An 18,113-nucleotide genomic window follows, 5' to 3' on the forward strand; every position below is an offset into this window, starting at 1 on the left:
ATGAAGCGAATTAGCTTAATTGGGGCGACAGGTTCGATTGGCGTGCAGACATGTGACGTCATCGAACAGCACCCCGACCTGTTTGAATTAGAGGCGTATGCGTTCGGCACGAACGTCGATGTTGCCACGGAATGGATCAATCGACTTAGACCAAAATATGTGTCGGCGACAAGTATCGAGGTACTCGAACAATTGAAGCCGCGCCTTACATATGAACCTCTATATTTCATCGGTCCTGAAGGTCTCAAAGAGTGTGCGACGGCAGAACGCGCGGATATCGTCGTGACAGCAGTCGTGGGAGCGGTCGGTCTCGAGCCAACGCTTGCTGCGATTCAAGCAGGAAAAGATATTGCACTCGCCAACAAAGAAACACTCGTTACGGCAGGGCACCTCGTCAAGGCGGCCGTGAAAGAACATGGAGTTAAACTTTTACCGGTCGATAGCGAGCATTCTGCCATCTACCAATGTTTGAATGGGGAACGAAGAGAAGATGTTTCAAAAATTATTTTAACAGCGTCTGGTGGAAGCTTCCGTGACCGTTCGCGGGAAGAATTAGCCGACGTGACGGTTGAAGATGCATTGAATCATCCGAACTGGTCGATGGGGGCTAAGATCACAATCGACTCTGCGACAATGTTTAATAAAGGGCTCGAGGTGATCGAGGCACACTGGCTGTTCGATATCGATTATAATGATATTGAAGTCATCTTGCATCGTGAATCGATTATTCACTCGATGGTCGAATTTAAAGATGCAGCCGTGATGGCACAGCTCGGAAACCCGGATATGCGGGGACCGATTCTCTATGCGCTTTCGGAACCGAAGCGGCTTGAAATTGAGGGGAATAAGCGGTTAAACTTGAAAGAAATCGGTAAGCTACATTTTCAAGAGGCTGATTTCAACCGTTATCCGGCACTTCGGTTAGCGTTTGAAGCAGGAAGAATCGGCGGCTCCATGCCGACAGTCCTGAATGCGGCCAATGAGATGGCAGTGGACCTGTTCTTAAACGGTCAGATTACCTTCTTAGAAATTGAACGACTCGTGGAAGAGGCGATGGCTCAACATGAAGTGATTGCCGAACCGACGCTCGCACAAATTCTAGAAGTAGACCGAGCAGTACGTCAACAGATTCAGCAAGGAATTGAAGGTGGGGAATAAATCATGACGACTTTTATCGCCATCGTCCTGATGTTCGGGGTTCTCATTTCTGTACACGAGTGGGGACACCTCGTCATGGCGAAACGGGCAGGCATTCTCTGTCACGAGTTTGCAATCGGATTCGGTCCGAAAATTGTTTCATTCCGTAAAAATGAAACGCTCTATACTATCCGTCTCTTACCAATCGGTGGCTATGTCAAAATGGCTGGGGAAGATTTCGAACCGATTGAAGTACGCGCAGGGCAACACGTTGGACTTCGTTTAACCGAACAAGGCACAGTGGATCGGGTCTATTTTCAGCCGGACACCGCTACGGATGTTCAAGTCGTCGGTACCGTCGATAAATTTGACGCGACGCATGAATTAAAAGTACAGCTCCTCATCGATGAGGAAGTACGTGTCTATTCGTTAGAACGGGATACACTTCTTGTCGACCAAGGGATGGAAATTCAAATCGCACCGTATGATCGCACGTTCGGTGCCCAATCGGTATGGAAACGGGTCTTGGCGATTGCAGCCGGTCCAGCGATGAATTTTGTCTTAGCGTTTATCTTGCTCATTATCGTGGGTCTCGTTCAAGGAACGCCGACGAACGATGGTCAAATCGGTACCGTTCAACCTGATTCAGCCGCTGATGAGGCAGGGTTGATGAGTGGAGATGAAATTGTTTCGATTGAAGGCGAACCAGTCACAGATTGGCTCGACTTGCGCACGGCTCTAGCTGACCGCGCCGATACGCCAACGGATGTCACGTACGTCCGTGATGGTGAGGAGGCGACCGTCACTGTCACACCACAAGCGGTTGAACAAAATGGAGAAACGGTTGGGATTCTTGGTGTCACGAACGCATTAGAGCGTTCACCGGTCAAAGCCGTGACGACAGGTGCTGAGACGACGTGGACGATGTCCACCCTCATCTTCTCAGCCGTTGGTGATTTGGTGACGGGACAGGTTGGTGTCGATCAGTTGGCAGGACCTGTTGGAATCGTACGGATGACAGATGAAGTGGCAGCGAGCGGCTTGATCATGCTGTTGAACTGGACAGCGCTCCTTTCCGTCAACCTCGCTATCTTCAACTTGCTCCCACTTCCGGCATTGGATGGAGGACGATTGATTTTCCTCTTATTCGAAGCGGTACGAGGGCGTCCGATTGATCCGAAAAAGGAAGGATTCGTCCACTTTATCGGGTTCGCCTTATTGATGATCTTAATGTTGATTGTCACTTGGAACGACATTCAATCATTCTTTAAATAAGCTGTTTGTAGAGAAGGGAAACGTTGAACTGTATGAAACAATCTAGATTGCTCATGCCTACATTGAGAGAAGTACCGGCTGACGCGGAAGCGGTCAGCCACCAACTTCTCGTCCGTGGAGGATTCATCCGTCAAAATGCGGCAGGAATCTATTCTTATCTTCCACTCGGACATAAAGTGTTACACAACATCCAAACAATCATCCGTGAAGAGATGAATCGTGCGGGTGCACAAGAGTTATTGATGCCTGCTATCCAACCGGCAGAACTTTGGGAAGAGACGGGACGATGGGGCATTTATGGTCCGGAGTTGATGCGCTTGACTGACCGTCATGACCGTCGCTTCGCACTCGGTGCGACACACGAAGAATTGATCACGTCAATCGTCCGAGACGAGCTCAACTCGTATAAAAAACTTCCGATGAACTTGTATCAGATTCAAACGAAGTATCGCGACGAGCGTCGTCCGCGCTTTGGATTGCTTCGCGGGCGTGAGTTCTTGATGAAGGATGCATATTCATTCCATGCGACACAAGAAGACTTAGACGAAGAATATACAAACATGTATAACGCGTACTCACGCATCTTTGACCGCACAGGTCTTAAGTATCGTCCGGTCGTCGCAGACTCTGGAGCAATCGGCGGGAAAGATACGCACGAATTCCAAGCGCTCGCTGATATCGGTGAAGACACGATCGTTTATACCGATTCATCGAACTATGCGGCGAACATTGAAATGGCAGAAACACTCGACCGTTATGAGATGCAACAAGCTGCCGTACGTCCACTCGAAAAAGTGGACACGGAAGAAAATCGCACGATTGAAGATGTAGCGAAATTCTTGAACGTCGATCCAAAGACGACCATCAAATCTGTACTATTCAATGTGGATGGAGAGACGGTGATGGCAATCGTCCGTGGCGACCACGAAGCGAACGAGGTCAAAGTGAAGAACGCACTCGGTGGACTCGATATTCAACTCGAAGATGAAGCGAAAATCGTCGAGTTGTTCAAGTGTGCACCAGGTACGCTCGGACCAATCCATGCGCCAGTTAAAGTCGTTGCCGACTATGCGGTCAAGTATCTCGTGGACGCTGTTTGTGGAGCGAACGAAGCAAACACGCACTACACAGGCGTGAATGCCGAGCGTGACTTAGCAGAATTGACTTATCATGATTTACGTTTCGTTGTCGAAGGCGATTTAGCACCTGACGAGTCGGGTCCTGTTCGTTTCGCTCGCGGAATTGAAGTCGGACAAGTCTTCAAACTCGGGACACGTTATTCGGAAGCGATGGGAGCGACATTCTTAAACGAAGAAGGTCGTGCTGAACCACTCATCATGGGTTGCTATGGAATCGGTGTGTCACGGACACTCTCTGCCATCGTCGAACAACATCATGACGATCGTGGAATCATCTGGCCACGAAACGTGGCGCCGTTCGATCTTCATTTGATTGCGATCAACACGAAAGATGAGGCGCAAGTGGATCTTGCAAATCGTCTTTATGAAGAGCTCGGCCAAACGTACGATGTCTTGTTCGATGATCGAAAAGAACGAGCGGGCGTCAAATTTGCAGATGCAGACTTGATTGGTCTTCCGATTCGCGTCAACGTCGGGAAAAAAGCCGGTGAAGGAATCGTTGAAGTAAAAGTACGTGCCACAGGCGAAGTGATTGAAACTTCAATCGACGAATTGAAACAAGTCATCACTTCAAAATTTAGCGAAGTTCATTAATTAATGGATGAAGGTGACAGCGTAAGCGGTCACCTTCATTTGTCGAATTGGCATAAAGGGGGAAAGACGGACCCGTGGAAGCAAATCAAAAGATGCAACTATTATTAAGTGATCTTGGGATCACGACTGAGACAGACCTGTTCGACGAAGCGGAACTCTCACGACTCGTCGTCAATAAAACACGACGTACGTGGACATTTTATTTTACATTTCCGACAGTCTTACCGTACGACGTCCATCAATTGTTCATGAGTCGGTTAGAAAATCGGTACGCGACGTTCGCTGACGAAGTGTATGCGCGGTTCTCGACGGCAAAAGGTGGGAGCGAGCAGGACTATATCGATTACTGGCCACGAATCGTCAGTGAATTGAGTCAAGTGTCCGGAGCGATGCGAAGCTATTTCGGATCGGTCTCACCGCGATTTGAACAGAATAAATTGTTGATCCCGGTACGGTCCGGACCTGAGGCGAGCTATGTGGACAAAGAGCTCTGTCAAGAAGTCCAAGCGCTCTATAGCGCTTATGGGTTCACGAAAAAACCGTGTCAGGCACACTTTTCTGAAGACGCCGAAGCCAGTCAGGCTTTACGTGAACAAGTGGTACAAGAAGATATCGAGCAAGCGAAAATGGCACTTGCGGCACAATTCGCTAAAGCGACAGAAACGAATGACGAGCCCATCACAGAGATTCGGATGGGTGCGCTCATCAAAGATGAGATTGTCCCAATCAAGACGATTATCGAAGAAGAGCGCCGCGTCGCCATTCGTGGTCTCGTCTTCTCCGCGGAGCGAAAAGAGCTGAAGAGTGGGAAAAAGCTATTCACTTTCAAAATGACGGATTATACGGATTCGCTCATCGTGAAAGTGTTTGCGCGCGATGACGATGACGATCGGATGCTCAGTGCCGTCAAAAAGGGCATGTGGATTCAAACGGCAGGACGAGTCGAGGATGATTCGTTCATGCGTGAATTATGCATGATGGCGTCGCAACTCCAAGAAGTGAAAGTCGAGCCACCCCGAGATGAATGGGAAGGTGAGAAGCGGGTCGAACTCCACGCGCATACACAGATGAGTCAAATGGACGCAGTCACGAACGTGTCCGCTCTCGTTGCGCGTGCTGCTAAGTGGGGACATCGTGCGATTGCGATTACCGATCATGCTGGTGTCCAAGCGTTCCCGGAAGCGTATTATGCCGGGAAGAAAAATGACATCAAAGTGTTGTATGGGGTCGAGGCGAACGTCGTCAATGATGGCGTTCCGGTCGCATATCATCCAAGTGATGTGTCATTAGATGATGCAACATACGTCGTCTTTGACGTCGAGACGACGGGACTTTCTGCCGTCTACAATAAAATCATCGAGCTCGCTGGTGTCAAAATCAAGGATGGGGAGATCATCGACCGCTTTGAGGCGTTCGCTGACCCAAAACATGCGTTGTCGGCGACGACGATCGAGTTGACGGGAATCACGGATGACATGGTTCAAGGACAACCTGACCCAGAAGTCATCACGAAACAGTTCGTCGAATGGTGTGGTGACAGTATCCTCGTCGCCCATAACGCATCGTTCGACATGGGCTTCCTCGAGGCGACACTTCGGAGCGGAGGTCATGAACCGGATGATTACCCGGTCATCGATACACTCGAGCTGGCTCGTACGTTGATGCCGACCTTGAAGAATCACCGACTGAACACGCTTGCGAAGCGATTCGATATCGAATTGACTCAGCATCACCGTGCGATTTATGACGCGGAAGCGACAGCGTATTTGTTGATGAAACTTCTCGACCTTGCCAAACAGATGTTTGAGATGACGACGCATCGCTCGTTGAACGCCAAAGTCGGGAGTGACGTGTCGAAGATTCGTCCGTTCCATGCGACGATTTATGCGAAAAATAAAAAGCCAGGACTTCGTCATTTATATGAACTCATTTCACTCTCTCATATCGATTATTTATATCGGATGGCACGGATGCCACGTTCAGAGCTCGTGAAACGTCGTGAAGGGTTATTGATTGGTTCGGCTTGTGACAATGGTGAGATTTTTGACGCTGCTTTGAACAAGTCGGATGATGAGCTCGAGAAGATGATGTCGTTTTATGACTTTATCGAGATTCACCCGCCGGCGCTCTATCACCATTTGATCGATAAAGAGATTGTCGCGAATGAGATGGAGCTCCGTGAAATCATCAAACGAATCATCCGTGTCGCGGAGAAAGCCGAGTTGCCGGTATGTGCGACAGGGAATGTGCACTATTTAGATCGGTCCGACCGTTCGTATCGTGAGATCTTGATTCGTACCCAAGGTGGGGCGAACTTCATCAATACACGTAAAGAGTTGCCACATGCCCACTTCCGGACGACGAAGGAAATGATGGAAGAATTCAAGTTTCTAGGTGACGACTTGGCACGTGAAATTGTCATCACGAACCCGAATGCGATCGCCGATCAAATCGAATCGATCCAAATCATTCCGGATGACTTATATACGCCGAAAATTGAAGGCGCGGATGACGAGGTTCGGAATATGAGCTACGACATGGCCCGTTCGATTTATGGGGACGAGCTTCCTGAGATTGTGGAGGCGCGACTAGAAAAAGAATTGAAGTCAATCATCGGTCATGGATTCGCGGTCATTTACTTGATCTCACATAAACTTGTTAAGAAATCTCTAGACGATGGGTACTTGGTCGGGTCGCGTGGGTCGGTCGGATCGAGTCTCGTCGCAACGATGACAGAGATAACCGAAGTCAACCCGTTACCGCCGCACTACGTATGTCCAAACTGTCAACATTCGCACTTCTTCAACGACGGATCGGTCGGTTCGGGATATGACTTACCGGACAAAGAGTGTCCGGAATGTGGCACGTGGTATACAAAAGATGGACATGATATTCCGTTCGAAACGTTCCTCGGATTCAAAGGGGACAAAGTGCCAGATATCGATTTGAACTTCTCGGGTGAATATCAACCGCATGCCCACGCCTATACAAAGGTGTTGTTCGGAGAAGAATATGTATATCGTGCCGGCACGATCGGAACGATTGCGGATAAGACGGCATATGGGTACGTGAAAGGATATGCGACCGAGAACGACAAGATTTATCGAAACGCTGAGGTCGATCGTCTCGTCTCCGGGGTCACCGGCGTGAAACGGACGACGGGGCAGCACCCGGGTGGAATCATCGTTGTCCCTGACTATATGGACATCGCGGACATCTCACCGATTCAATATCCGGCGGATGACAACTCGTCTGAATGGAAGACGACACACTTCGACTTCCATTCCATCCATGACAACTTATTGAAGCTCGATATTCTCGGGCACGATGACCCGACCGTCATTCGGATGCTTCAAGACTTATCCGGGATCGATCCGAAAACGATTCCGACAGACGATCCGACCGTCATGAAAATTTTCTCCTCGCCAGAAGTGCTCGGAGTGACACCGGAACAGATCGAGTCGAAAACCGGCACACTCGGGATTCCTGAGTTTGGGACGAAGTTCGTCCGTCAGATGCTTGAAGAGACGAAACCGTCCACGTTCTCGGAGCTCGTTCAGATTTCAGGTCTGTCTCACGGGACGGATGTGTGGCTTGGGAACGCGAACGAACTGATTTATAACGGGACGTGTGAACTGAAAGACGTTATCGGTTGTCGTGATGACATCATGGTCTACTTGATTTACGCAGGGCTCGAACCATCGTTCGCCTTCAAAATCATGGAGTCCGTCCGTAAAGGAAAAGGTCTCACAGACGAGATGGAGTCAGAGATGCGAGAGAACGACGTGCCGGAATGGTATATCTCTTCTTGTAAGAAGATCAAATACATGTTCCCGAAAGCGCACGCGACGGCATACGTCTTGATGGCCGTTCGTATCGCGTATTTCAAAGTGCATCATCCTATCCTGTACTATGCGACCTACTTCACCGTGCGCGCCGGAGACTTTGACTTATCTGCAATGATCAAAGGTCCTCAAGCCGTCCGTAAAGCGATGTCGGATATTCGGGAAAAAGGTTTCGACGCGACAGCGAAAGATAAAGGACTGCATACGGTCCTCGAACTTGCCCTTGAGATGCTTGAGCGGGGCATGAAGTTCCAAAACATCGACTTGTATCGTTCAAGCGCGACAGAGTTCTTGATTGAGGACAATACGTTGATTCCTCCGTTCAATGCGGTCGATGGGCTCGGAACGAATGCGGCAAAAGCGATTGTCGAAGCGAGGGAGGAAGGACAGTTCCTTTCGAAAGAAGATTTACGCAAACGAGCGAAGTTATCGAAAACGGTCATCGAGACACTTGATACGATGAAATGTCTTGAAGGCTTGCCTGATGAGAACCAACTCTCATTCTTTGATTTTGGGGTGTAAGTTGCGATTTGTCGGGAAAATATGATATATTGGTATCGAACAAAGTTGGATACTACGACGGAAAGGAGTAGGGAACCCTACTCCTTTCTTGTATGTAAAAGCCAGAAGGAGGGATGAGAGTGTCCAAAATAACAGAAGTCGTTGAATCGATTGCGTTGCCAATCGTCGAACGAGAAAACATGGAATTGGTCGATGTGGAATTCGTAAAAGAAGGTCCAGACTGGTTCTTGCGCGTTTATATCGATAAACCAGGGGGCGTCGATTTAGACGATTGCGTCAATATCAATGAACAACTCTCGGAAAAACTGAACGAAACCGATCCGATTGAACAGGCTTATTATCTTGATGTCTCGAGTCCTGGTGCGGAGCGTCCGCTGAAAAAGCCGAGTGATTTCGAACGTGCTGTAGGCAAAAACGTCTACATGAAAACGTTCGCTCCGATCGATGGTGCCAAGGAGTTTGAAGGAATTTTGACGGCATATGATGGGGAAACGGTCGTGATCGAGACACGCATCAAGACGAGAAAAAAAGCGGTATCGCTACCGGTAGACAAAATTGCACAAGCCCGCTTAGCGGTCACGTTTAGTTAAGGAGAGGGAAGAAGATGGGTCCACAATTACTCACTACAATCGATCAGATTGCCAAAGAAAAAGGAATTGACAAAAATATTATTATCGACGCTCTCGAACAAGCGCTCATTTCTGCATATCGCCGAAACGTCGCGAACCCGAACGAGCATGTGAAAGTCGAATTCGACCAAGTGACGGGAGACATTCGTGTCTACGCACTTTTAGAAGTCGTAGAACGTCTCACACAACCAGACCAACAGCTCTCGCTTGAGGAAGCACATGAAATCGACCCGAACTATGAGCTCGGTGATTTCCATAAAGAAGAAGTCACACCAAGTGATTTCGGACGTGTTGCAGCGATGACGGCGAAACAAGTCGTGACACAGAAGATGCGTGAAGCGGAGCGTGAACGCATCTACAACCACTTCGCAGATAAAGAAGACGAAATCATGACAGGGATTGTGGAGCGTTTTGATCCACGCAACTTGTATATCGGTCTTGAGAACAACATCGAAGCAGTCCTTACTCCGAACGAACAAATGCCGAACGAGTCGTATCAGATTCATGACCGTATCAAGGTATACGTGACAAAAGTTGATTCGACGACAAAAGGTTCAGGTGCTGCGATTCAAGTGTCGCGTACGCATCCGGGACTTTTGCGCCGTTTGTTCGAACTCGAAGTGCCTGAGATTTCAAACGGAACAGTCGATGTCATGTCTGTATCGCGTGAAGCAGGTGACCGTTCGAAAATTGCTGTGCACTCGGATATCGTTGACCCGGTCGGCGCATGTGTCGGACCGAAAGGGCAACGTGTCCAAACGATCGTCGACGAGTTGAACGGCGAAAAGATTGATATCGTTCGTTGGTCTGAAGATCCGAAAGAATTCGTTCGAAACGCACTCAGCCCGGCGCAAGTCGTTGCCGTCTATGTCAATGAGCCTGCGAAGTCGACGACAGTCGTCGTACCGGACTACCAACTGTCACTCGCGATTGGAAAACGTGGTCAAAACGCTCGTCTCGCAGCAAAATTGACTGGTTGGAAAATCGACATTAAGAGCGAGACAGATGCGGAAGCACTCGATTTGTTCGATACGTTCGCTGAAAAAGTTGAATCAGAACCAGAAATTGTTCAAAATGAAGTTGAACAAGACTTATCAGATGCTTCAGTTGAAACAGCTGTGGTGAAAGAAGAGGAATGACCATGAAGCAAAAGAAACTTCCTTTGCGTAAGTGTGTGGTCACACAAGAAATGCTCCCGAAGAAAGAATTGATTCGTGTCGTTCGAACGCCTGAAGGTGACGTGGTCATCGATCAGACGGGTAAAGTGAACGGTCGCGGTGCCTACTTATCAAAAGATATCGATGTTGTTCGTCAAGCAGAGAAAAAACGAACGCTCGACCATCATTTGAAAGTGAAAACGAGCGATGACTTGTATGAGCAGTTGAAAGCTGCCGCAGGTGACGAATCATGAGTCAGTGGGAATCATTGTTAGGCCTTGCCGCTCGAGCAAGGAAAGTAACGATGGGAGAAGAGTTTGTATTAAAGGATGTGCGAGCGGGTCGTGCCAAGCTCGTCATTCTAGCCGGAGATGCAGGTGCCTCGACGAAAAAACGAGTCACCGACAAATGTGCATCTTATCAAGTGCCGCTGATTGAAGTGAGCGATCGCTATACAATCGGTGCTGCACTCGGTAAAGATATGCGTGTCGTCGTATCGGTGACAGAATCCGGATTTGCGAACAAGCTTAAGCAACTTCTCTCTTAACTATTAACGGAGGTGGATGCTTTGGGAAAACGCGTCTATGAATTTGCAAAAGAACAGAATGTAACGAGTAAGCAAGTCATTACTCAATTAGAAAAATTGAACAAACCGGTGAAAAACCACATGGCCGTCCTCGATGATGAGACAGTCAAACAGTTGGACCGTGTGTTCAATCCAGAAAAATATCGTGCTGAGAAGCAAGTTGAAGCGAAAGCGACTTCAACTTCGAACGAGCCGAAACAAGAGAAAAAAGAACAGTCACGTCCGCAAGCAACGCAACAAAACCGTGGCGGTCAAAACAACCGCGGTGGTCAAAATCGTAACGACAACCGTAACAACGATCCACGCAATAAAAAACGTGGAAAAGGGAAAGGTAAAGGCAAGCCGGTAAAAGCGGCCGTGCCACAAGAAGCCGATCCAAATTCGAAGACAAGTCAGCGTAAAGCGGCTCGTCTCGCTCAAGAAGCAGAGATGGGGAACGTCATCAAGTATGAGGATGTGCTCAGTGTCTCTGACCTCGCAGAGAAAATGAACAAAAAACCAAACGAAATCATTATGAAGTTGATGGGTCTTGGTGTGATGGCGACAATCAACCAGACACTCGATGACGAAACAATCGAGTTGCTCGCTTCAGAGTTTGGTTTTGAAGTAGAAAAAGAAGTCGTCGTCGATGAGACAGACTTCGAAACAGTTGAGATTGACTTCTCACAATATGACCTTGAAGAGCGCCCAGCGGTCGTGACAATCATGGGTCACGTTGACCACGGTAAAACGACACTTCTTGACTCGATTCGTAACACGAAAGTCGTTGCAGGAGAAGCGGGTGGAATCACGCAGCATATCGGTGCGTACCAAGTGTCTGTAAACGACAAGAAAATCACATTCCTCGATACGCCAGGTCACGCGGCGTTCACAACGATGCGTGCACGTGGTGCGGAAGTGACAGATATCGCCATTATCGTCGTTGCGGCTGACGATGGCGTCATGCCACAAACAGAGGAAGCGATCTCGCACGCGAAAGCAGCGAACGTTCCAATCATCGTTGCGGTCAACAAAATGGACAAAGAAGGGGCAAACCCTGACCGTGTCAAACAAGAGTTGACTGAGTTCGGTCTCATTCCGGAAGAGTGGGGCGGCGAAACGATTTTCGTTCCGATCTCTGCGATTAAAGGTGAAGGAATCGATGAGTTGCTCGAGATGATTCTTCTCGTATCTGAAGTCGAAGAATACAAGTCGACGCCAGACATGCCAGCTCGTGGATCAGTCATCGAAGCAAAACTCGACAAAGGTCGTGGACCTGTTGCAACGCTTCTCGTTCAACACGGTACGCTTCGTATCGGTGACCCAATCGTTGTCGGTAGCACGTTCGGTCGCGTCCGTGCAATGGTCAACGACATCGGTCGTCGTGTGAAACAAGTCGGTCCATCTACACCGATTGAAATCACAGGTTTGAACGATGTTCCACAAGCCGGTGATCAGTTCATCGTGTTTGAAGATGAGAAGAAAGCACGTGCAATCGGGGAAAAACGTTACCAACGTTACCTCGAGTCACAACGCCGTGAATCAGCGAAAGTCAGCCTTGACGATTTGTTCAGCCGTATTCAAGAAGGTGAAGTGAAAGACTTGAACGTCATCATTAAAGCAGACGTACAAGGTTCAGCTGAAGCATTGGCTGGTTCACTCCGCAAGATTGATGTCGAAGGCGTCAAAGTTAACATCGTTCACCAAGGTGTCGGTGCCATCACAGAAGGTGACGTCATTCTCGCATCAGCTGCGAACGCCGTCATCATCGGTTTCAACGTACGTCCTGACGGTAACGCTCGTTCGATGGCTGAACAGGAAAATGTTGAAATGCGTCTCCACCGCATCATCTACAACGCGATCGAAGAAATCGAGAGCGCGATGAAAGGGATGCTTGACCCTGAGTTCGTCGAAGAAATCACTGGTCAAGTCGAAGTCCGTGACGTCTTCAAAGTATCGAAAGTCGGTACGATTGCAGGTTGTTATGTGACTGAAGGTAAAATCACACGCGACGCTGGTGTCCGTGTCATTCGTAACGGAATCGTCGTATATGAAGGCAAGCTCGATACGCTTCGCCGCTTCAAAGATGACGTAAAAGAAGTTGCGACTGGTTATGAGTGTGGGATTAAAGTAGAGAAATTTGATGACATCAAAGTAGAAGATGTTATTGAAGCGTTCGTCATGAAAGAAGTCGAACGTAAATAATGTGAGGAGGGATCACGTATGAAAATTCGTGCCCAACGTGTTGCCGAGCAAATGCGTAAAGAGATTACAGATGTCTTGTTACGGGAAGTGAGTGACCCACGTACAAAGAACGCTACAATTACGAGCGTTGATGTGACAGGGGACTTACAACAAGCAACGGTCTACTATACGGTGCTCGGTGATGAGGAAGATGTGAAAGCAGAAACGCAAGCAGGTCTCGACAAAGCGAAAGGATTTATCCGTCGCGAAATCGGGAACCGCATCCGTCTTCGTAAAACACCAGAAATCTCGTTTGAATACGATTCTTCGGTCGCATATGGTAGCCATATCGATTCATTGATTCGTGATTTGAACAAAGACCAATAATTTGAAAGGGGAGACATCGTTCTCCCTTTTTTGTATGGAGGGATGAAGTTGGAACCGAACGGAGTGCTTGTACTCGATAAGGACCGAGGCATGACGAGTCATGACTGCGTGTTCAAGTTACGAAAGTTGTTTCAAACGAAAAAAGTAGGTCATACGGGCACGCTTGACCCGGAAGTGACAGGCGTATTACCAATCTGTTTAGGACGTGCCACGAAGTTATCTCGTTTTATCACGGATGAGGGCAAGCGTTACGTGGCCGAGGTGACAATCGGGACGGCCACTTTGACCGAGGACGCTCACGGCGAGGTCGTAGAACAGAAGACAGTCAAACGGAATGAGTTGGACGAGTCACAGATTGATCAAGCGATGCGGCAACTGGTCGGAACGATTGAACAGATTCCACCTTATTATTCAGCGGTCAAGGTCAATGGGAAGAAACTGTATGAGTACGCCCGCAAAGGCCAAACCGTGGAACGCCCCCGTCGGATGGTCGAGATTCACCGTCTGGAGCGGACGAGTGAGTTAACGTTTGAAGAAGGAGTATGTCGTTTCCAAATGGAAATCGATTGCGGAAAAGGGACGTACATTCGTACACTCGCTGTACAAATCGGTGAGAAGATCGGTTACCCTGCCCATATGAGCGAACTGAGACGCACGAGCTCCGGCTCTTTCGAAGAAGCGAACGCTATATCCCTCGAACAGCTACAGGCATTAGAGACGGTCGAAGAACGAATGGCGCATGTCATCCCACTCGAAGAGGTCATCAAACGTTGGCCAGCCATCACGATTCCAAAGAATCGGGAGCGGTATATTCGGAATGGTGGCAAGCTGAACGGCGTTTCGCTCGAATTTGATTTATTTACTGTCTATAATGAAGAAGGAATCCCTCTTGCTTTATATCGAAGACAAGATGGAACGACAGACGCTACAGTCGAGGTCATGCTGGCCATCGACTAAGGGGGAAATTGACAGTATGGAAACAAGACATCTCACCTATCCAGAAACGCCTGACCTGTATCCATCGGTCATGGTACTCGGTTTTTTTGACGGTGTTCATAAAGGACATCAAGCCGTGATCAATCATGCGAAGCGTGTCGCGGCGGAGCATAACCTTCCGGTGACGGTCGTCACGTTCGACCCACACCCGAAACAAGTGCTCTCAAACAAACCCGACGCGGTCCGTTATATTACACCGCTATCCCGGAAATTAAAACGAATCGAAGCGCTCGGGGTCGAGCGATGTCTCGTCTTGACGTTCACAAAAGAGTTGGCTGGATTATCTCCTCAACAGTTTGTCGATGATTATTTGATTGCTGCTGGAGCCGTACATGTGACGGCAGGATTTGATTACTCGTACGGCAAGTTCGGTGAAGGGACGATGGAGACTCTCCCATACCATTCTCGCGATCAGTTCACGACGTCCATTGTTACAGAACAGACGATAGATGGAGAGAAGGTATCATCGACGCGAATTCGTAAGCTATTGGCTGAAGGCCACGTTGATGCAGCTCAAGAGTTACTTGGTGCCCCATATGTCATCTGCGGTGAAGTCATTCACGGAGACGCGAGAGGCCGTACAATCGGGTTCCCGACAGCAAACGTGTTAATGGACGCCTCATATGTCATGCCACGGCTCGGCGTGTATGCGACACGTGTCACGCTCCCTGATGGTCGGACGTTCGAGGCAATGACCAATGTTGGGCGTCGCCCGACGTTCTATGAGACGGGAGCGGTCTCTGTCGAAAGTCATCTCTTTGACTTTTCGGAGGATTTGTACGGGCAAGTGATCGAGATCGAGTGGGTTCAGTATATTCGTAACGAGCGAGCGTTCGATGGATTAGATGCATTGGTCGCTCAACTGAAACAGGATGAGGTATCGGCACGCTCAATCCTATCTTGACTTTCGGTTGCGGTTACGCTATCCTTGTCAAGTACGCAAAGTACACCGTTTCGCTTGGCTGGTCGATTCACCAACGCCGGCTCGGCAACGCGGCAATTTTTAATTAAATGGAGGTGGAGAGGCAATGGCACTCTCAAAAGAACGTAAAAACGAAATTATCGCGGAATACGCGACTAAACAAGGTGACACTGGTTCACCGGAAGTACAAGTGGCAGTGTTGACTGAACAAATCAACACATTGAACGCTCACCTTCGTACACACAAGAAAGACCACCACTCACGTCGCGGTCTCTTGAAAATGGTTGGACGTCGTCGTAACTTGCTTACGTACCTTCGTAACAAGGACGTTACGCGCTACCGTGAATTGATTCAACGCCTCGGTCTCCGTCGTTAATCGATCGAGACTGTTTAACGGGCTGGGACAACGTCCTAGTCCGTTTCTTGTTTGTTAAGAGGAAAATGATTAGACATTCGTAAGATAGAGTTACATAATAAACTAGATAAGGTTTGAGAGGAGAATGTACATGTTAGGTACGAAACAAGTATTCTCTACAGAGTGGGGCGGACGCCCATTGTCTGTAGAGGTCGGTCAACTTGCGAAGCAAGCAAACGGATCGGCGCTCGTTCGCTATGGTGACACGGTCGTCCTTGCGACAGTAACGGCTTCAAAAGCACCAAAAGATTTAGACTTTTTCCCATTGACGGTCAACTATGAGGAAAAACTTTACTCGGTAGGTAAAATTCCAGGAGGATTCCTTCGCCGTGAAGGACGTCCAGGGGAAAATGCGATTTTGACATCACGTCTCATCGACCGTCCGATTCGTCCACTCTTCCCAGATGGATTCCGTCATGACATTCAAGTCATGATTTACGTCATGTCGAACGATCCAGACTGCTCGGCTGAAATGGCAGGAATGCTCGGAACGTCAATCGCACTTTCGATTTCAGATGTACCGTTTGATGGTCCAATCGCAGGTGTGACGGTCGGACGTGTTGACGGCGAATTCGTCGTTAACCCAACGACGGCTCAAATGGAGAAAACGGATCTTGAGCTTCAAGTCGCAGGTACATCGACTGCCATCAACATGGTTGAAGCTGGCGCGAATGAAGTACCAGAAGATATCATGCTTGAGTCGATCTTGTTTGGGCATGAAGAGATCAAGCGTTTGATTGCATTCCAACAAGAGATTGTTGATGCAGTCGGCAAACCGAAGTTTGAATATACGGTCTCGAAATACGATGAGGCACTCACAGCAGAACTTGAAGCAGCTCGACCTGAAATCGTTGAAGCGGTTCAAGTGGAAGAGAAACATGCTCGCGACGAAGCCATCAACGAAGTGATTGCGAAATACGTGGCGATGTATGAAGAGCGCCTTGCTGATGAGCCATCAAAACTTGGAGAAGTTTCAGGCATCTTGAACAAATTCGTCAAAGATGAAGTCCGTCGCTTGATCACGGTAGACAAAGTCCGTCCAGACGGTCGTCGCCCGGATGTCATTCGTCCGCTCGCATCAGAAGTCGGATTGCTTCCACGCGCACACGGTGTCGGTCTCTTCACACGCGGTCAAACACAAGTCATGTCGGTCGCAACACTCGGTGTCATCGGTGATGCGCAAATCATCGACGGAATCGGCTTAGAAGAGAACAAGCGCTTCATGCACCACTATAACTTCCCGCCGTTCTCGGTCGGTGAAGCACGTCCAGTCCGTGCACCAGGTCGTCGTGAGATTGGTCACGGGGCACTCGGTGAGCGCGCACTCTTGCCAATCATTCCGAAAGAAGCAGACTTCCCTTATACGATTCGTCTCGTCTCGGAAGTACTTGAATCAAACGGATCAAGTTCACAAGCTTCAATCTGTGGCTCGACACTTGCCTTGATGGATGCAGGTGTACCAATCAAAGCGCCGGTCGCTGGGATTGCCATGGGTCTCATCATGGAAGGGGAGCACTACACGGTCTTGACAGACATTCAAGGACTCGAAGACCACCTCGGCGATATGGACTTCAAAGTTGCCGGAACGAAAGATGGGATCACTGCCCTTCAAATGGATATCAAGATTGCTGGAATCACGCGTGAAATCTTAGAAGAAGCGCTTGAGCAGGCACGTGTCGGTCGTCTACACATCCTTGACCATATGCTTGAAACATTAGACACACCACGTACACAATTGTCGAAATATGCACCGAAAATCGTGACGATGACAATCAATCCGGATAAGATCCGTGATGTGATTGGACCAGGTGGTAAGATGATCAACAGCATCATCGACCAAACAGGCGTCAAGATTGACATCGAACAAGATGGTACGGTGTTCATCGCCTCGACAGACCAAGAAGGCATTGATCTTGCCATGAAGATGATCGGGGACATCGTTCGCGAAGTCGTCGTCGGTGAAGTATTTGATGCAACGGTACGCCGCATCGAGAAGTTCGGCGCGTTCGTCGAACTCTTCAAAGGAAAAGATGCACTCGTACACGTTTCAGAATTCAGTCTCGAGCGTGTCGCAAACGTTGAAGACGTTGTGAAGCTCGGTGATACGATTCAAGTTAAAGTCACGGAAATCGATGATAAAGGTCGTGTCAACGCATCGCATAAAGCGCTCATCTTAGAAGGATTGTCTCCTGAAGAGCGTGAAGCGTATGAAGCGAAACGGAAGGCTGCACGTGAAAGCCGTCCACCTCGTGAAGGCCGTCCGCCACGTCGTGACGGGGACCGTCGTCCACCGCGCTCGACAAATTAATTATTCTGGCCATCGTCTTGGTGCGATGGCCTTTTTCA

At 48.8% G+C, this 18,113-nt stretch carries 14 protein-coding genes; all 14 read left to right on the top strand.

Going from position 1 to position 18,113, the window contains the following annotated elements; translation table 11 throughout:
• The 14 genes from dxr (at position 1) to pnp (ending at position 18,075) form a co-directional block, all read left to right on the top strand.
• A complete protein-coding gene (gene dxr / locus LCM29_RS02675; protein WP_214691839.1) occupies positions 1–1,158 on the top strand; it encodes a 1-deoxy-D-xylulose-5-phosphate reductoisomerase in 1,158 nt (385 codons plus the stop codon).
• Between the two features lie 3 nt (positions 1,159–1,161).
• Entirely contained in the window at positions 1,162–2,412 is a 1,251-nt protein-coding gene (rseP, locus tag LCM29_RS02680; protein WP_214691840.1) for an RIP metalloprotease RseP, read from the top strand.
• 32 nt (positions 2,413–2,444) lie between these two features.
• Positions 2,445–4,145 (top strand): proline--tRNA ligase, encoded by a 1,701-nt coding sequence (locus tag LCM29_RS02685; protein ID WP_224860697.1) that lies wholly within the window; start codon positions 2,445–2,447, stop codon positions 4,143–4,145.
• 92 nt (positions 4,146–4,237) lie between these two features.
• On the top strand, positions 4,238–8,512 hold the full coding sequence (locus LCM29_RS02690; protein ID WP_263600809.1) for a PolC-type DNA polymerase III: 4,275 nt from the start codon (positions 4,238–4,240) through the stop codon (positions 8,510–8,512).
• 113 nt (positions 8,513–8,625) lie between these two features.
• Complete coding sequence (gene rimP, locus LCM29_RS02695; protein ID WP_193343250.1) at positions 8,626–9,102, top strand: ribosome maturation factor RimP; 477 nt, start codon at positions 8,626–8,628, stop codon at positions 9,100–9,102.
• Positions 9,103–9,116: 14 nt separating this feature from the next.
• Entirely contained in the window at positions 9,117–10,280 is a 1,164-nt protein-coding gene (gene nusA, locus LCM29_RS02700) for a transcription termination factor NusA (protein ID WP_214691843.1), read from the top strand.
• Positions 10,277–10,552, top strand: coding sequence for an RNase P modulator RnpM (gene rnpM / locus LCM29_RS02705; RefSeq protein WP_214875499.1), 276 nt, complete (start codon positions 10,277–10,279; stop codon positions 10,550–10,552). The genes nusA and rnpM overlap by 4 nt, the downstream gene beginning before the upstream one ends.
• The gene (locus LCM29_RS02710) at positions 10,549–10,845 is read left to right on the top strand and encodes a YlxQ family RNA-binding protein (protein ID WP_015881428.1); all 297 of its coding nucleotides are present in this window, start codon (positions 10,549–10,551) and stop codon (positions 10,843–10,845) included. The genes rnpM and LCM29_RS02710 overlap by 4 nt, the downstream gene beginning before the upstream one ends.
• Before the next feature lie 21 nt (positions 10,846–10,866).
• Entirely contained in the window at positions 10,867–13,068 is a 2,202-nt protein-coding gene (gene infB, locus LCM29_RS02715) for a translation initiation factor IF-2 (protein ID WP_224860699.1), read from the top strand.
• Between the two features lie 18 nt (positions 13,069–13,086).
• The gene (gene rbfA, locus LCM29_RS02720; RefSeq protein WP_015881430.1) at positions 13,087–13,434 is read left to right on the top strand and encodes a 30S ribosome-binding factor RbfA; all 348 of its coding nucleotides are present in this window, start codon (positions 13,087–13,089) and stop codon (positions 13,432–13,434) included.
• 42 nt (positions 13,435–13,476) lie between these two features.
• The gene (gene truB / locus LCM29_RS02725; RefSeq protein WP_224860700.1) at positions 13,477–14,391 is read left to right on the top strand and encodes a tRNA pseudouridine(55) synthase TruB; all 915 of its coding nucleotides are present in this window, start codon (positions 13,477–13,479) and stop codon (positions 14,389–14,391) included.
• A gap of 16 nt (positions 14,392–14,407) precedes the next feature.
• Positions 14,408–15,334 carry a bifunctional riboflavin kinase/FAD synthetase gene (locus LCM29_RS02730; protein WP_214745417.1) on the top strand — a complete coding sequence of 309 codons (927 nt, stop codon included), beginning with the start codon at positions 14,408–14,410 and terminating at the stop codon, positions 15,332–15,334.
• 124 nt (positions 15,335–15,458) lie between these two features.
• Positions 15,459–15,728 (top strand): 30S ribosomal protein S15, encoded by a 270-nt coding sequence (gene rpsO / locus LCM29_RS02735; protein ID WP_074034662.1) that lies wholly within the window; start codon positions 15,459–15,461, stop codon positions 15,726–15,728.
• A 130-nt stretch (positions 15,729–15,858) separates the two neighbouring features.
• Positions 15,859–18,075 (top strand): polyribonucleotide nucleotidyltransferase, encoded by a 2,217-nt coding sequence (gene pnp, locus LCM29_RS02740; RefSeq protein ID WP_224860701.1) that lies wholly within the window; start codon positions 15,859–15,861, stop codon positions 18,073–18,075.
• Positions 18,076–18,113 lie beyond the last annotated feature (38 nt).

Source organism: Exiguobacterium aestuarii, assembly GCF_020171655.1.
Taxonomy (GTDB): domain Bacteria; phylum Bacillota; class Bacilli; order Exiguobacteriales; family Exiguobacteriaceae; genus Exiguobacterium; species Exiguobacterium aestuarii_A.

What these genes read in the sequence shown, in the direction of transcription:
- rpsO (WP_074034662.1), top strand. Translation starts at nt 15,459, where the DNA reads ATGGCACTCTCAAAAGAACGTAAAAACGAAATTATCGCGGAATACGCG.
- LCM29_RS02730 (WP_214745417.1), top strand. Translation starts at nt 14,408, where the DNA reads ATGGAAACAAGACATCTCACCTATCCAGAAACGCCTGACCTGTATCCA.
- rimP (WP_193343250.1), top strand. Translation starts at nt 8,626, where the DNA reads ATGAGAGTGTCCAAAATAACAGAAGTCGTTGAATCGATTGCGTTGCCA.
- LCM29_RS02690 (WP_263600809.1), top strand. Translation starts at nt 4,238, where the DNA reads ATGCAACTATTATTAAGTGATCTTGGGATCACGACTGAGACAGACCTG.
- LCM29_RS02685 (WP_224860697.1), top strand. Translation starts at nt 2,445, where the DNA reads ATGAAACAATCTAGATTGCTCATGCCTACATTGAGAGAAGTACCGGCT.
- pnp (WP_224860701.1), top strand. Translation starts at nt 15,859, where the DNA reads ATGTTAGGTACGAAACAAGTATTCTCTACAGAGTGGGGCGGACGCCCA.
- rbfA (WP_015881430.1), top strand. Translation starts at nt 13,087, where the DNA reads ATGAAAATTCGTGCCCAACGTGTTGCCGAGCAAATGCGTAAAGAGATT.
- LCM29_RS02710 (WP_015881428.1), top strand. Translation starts at nt 10,549, where the DNA reads ATGAGTCAGTGGGAATCATTGTTAGGCCTTGCCGCTCGAGCAAGGAAA.
- rseP (WP_214691840.1), top strand. Translation starts at nt 1,162, where the DNA reads ATGACGACTTTTATCGCCATCGTCCTGATGTTCGGGGTTCTCATTTCT.
- nusA (WP_214691843.1), top strand. Translation starts at nt 9,117, where the DNA reads ATGGGTCCACAATTACTCACTACAATCGATCAGATTGCCAAAGAAAAA.
- truB (WP_224860700.1), top strand. Translation starts at nt 13,477, where the DNA reads ATGAAGTTGGAACCGAACGGAGTGCTTGTACTCGATAAGGACCGAGGC.
- dxr (WP_214691839.1), top strand. Translation starts at nt 1, where the DNA reads ATGAAGCGAATTAGCTTAATTGGGGCGACAGGTTCGATTGGCGTGCAG.
- rnpM (WP_214875499.1), top strand. Translation starts at nt 10,277, where the DNA reads ATGACCATGAAGCAAAAGAAACTTCCTTTGCGTAAGTGTGTGGTCACA.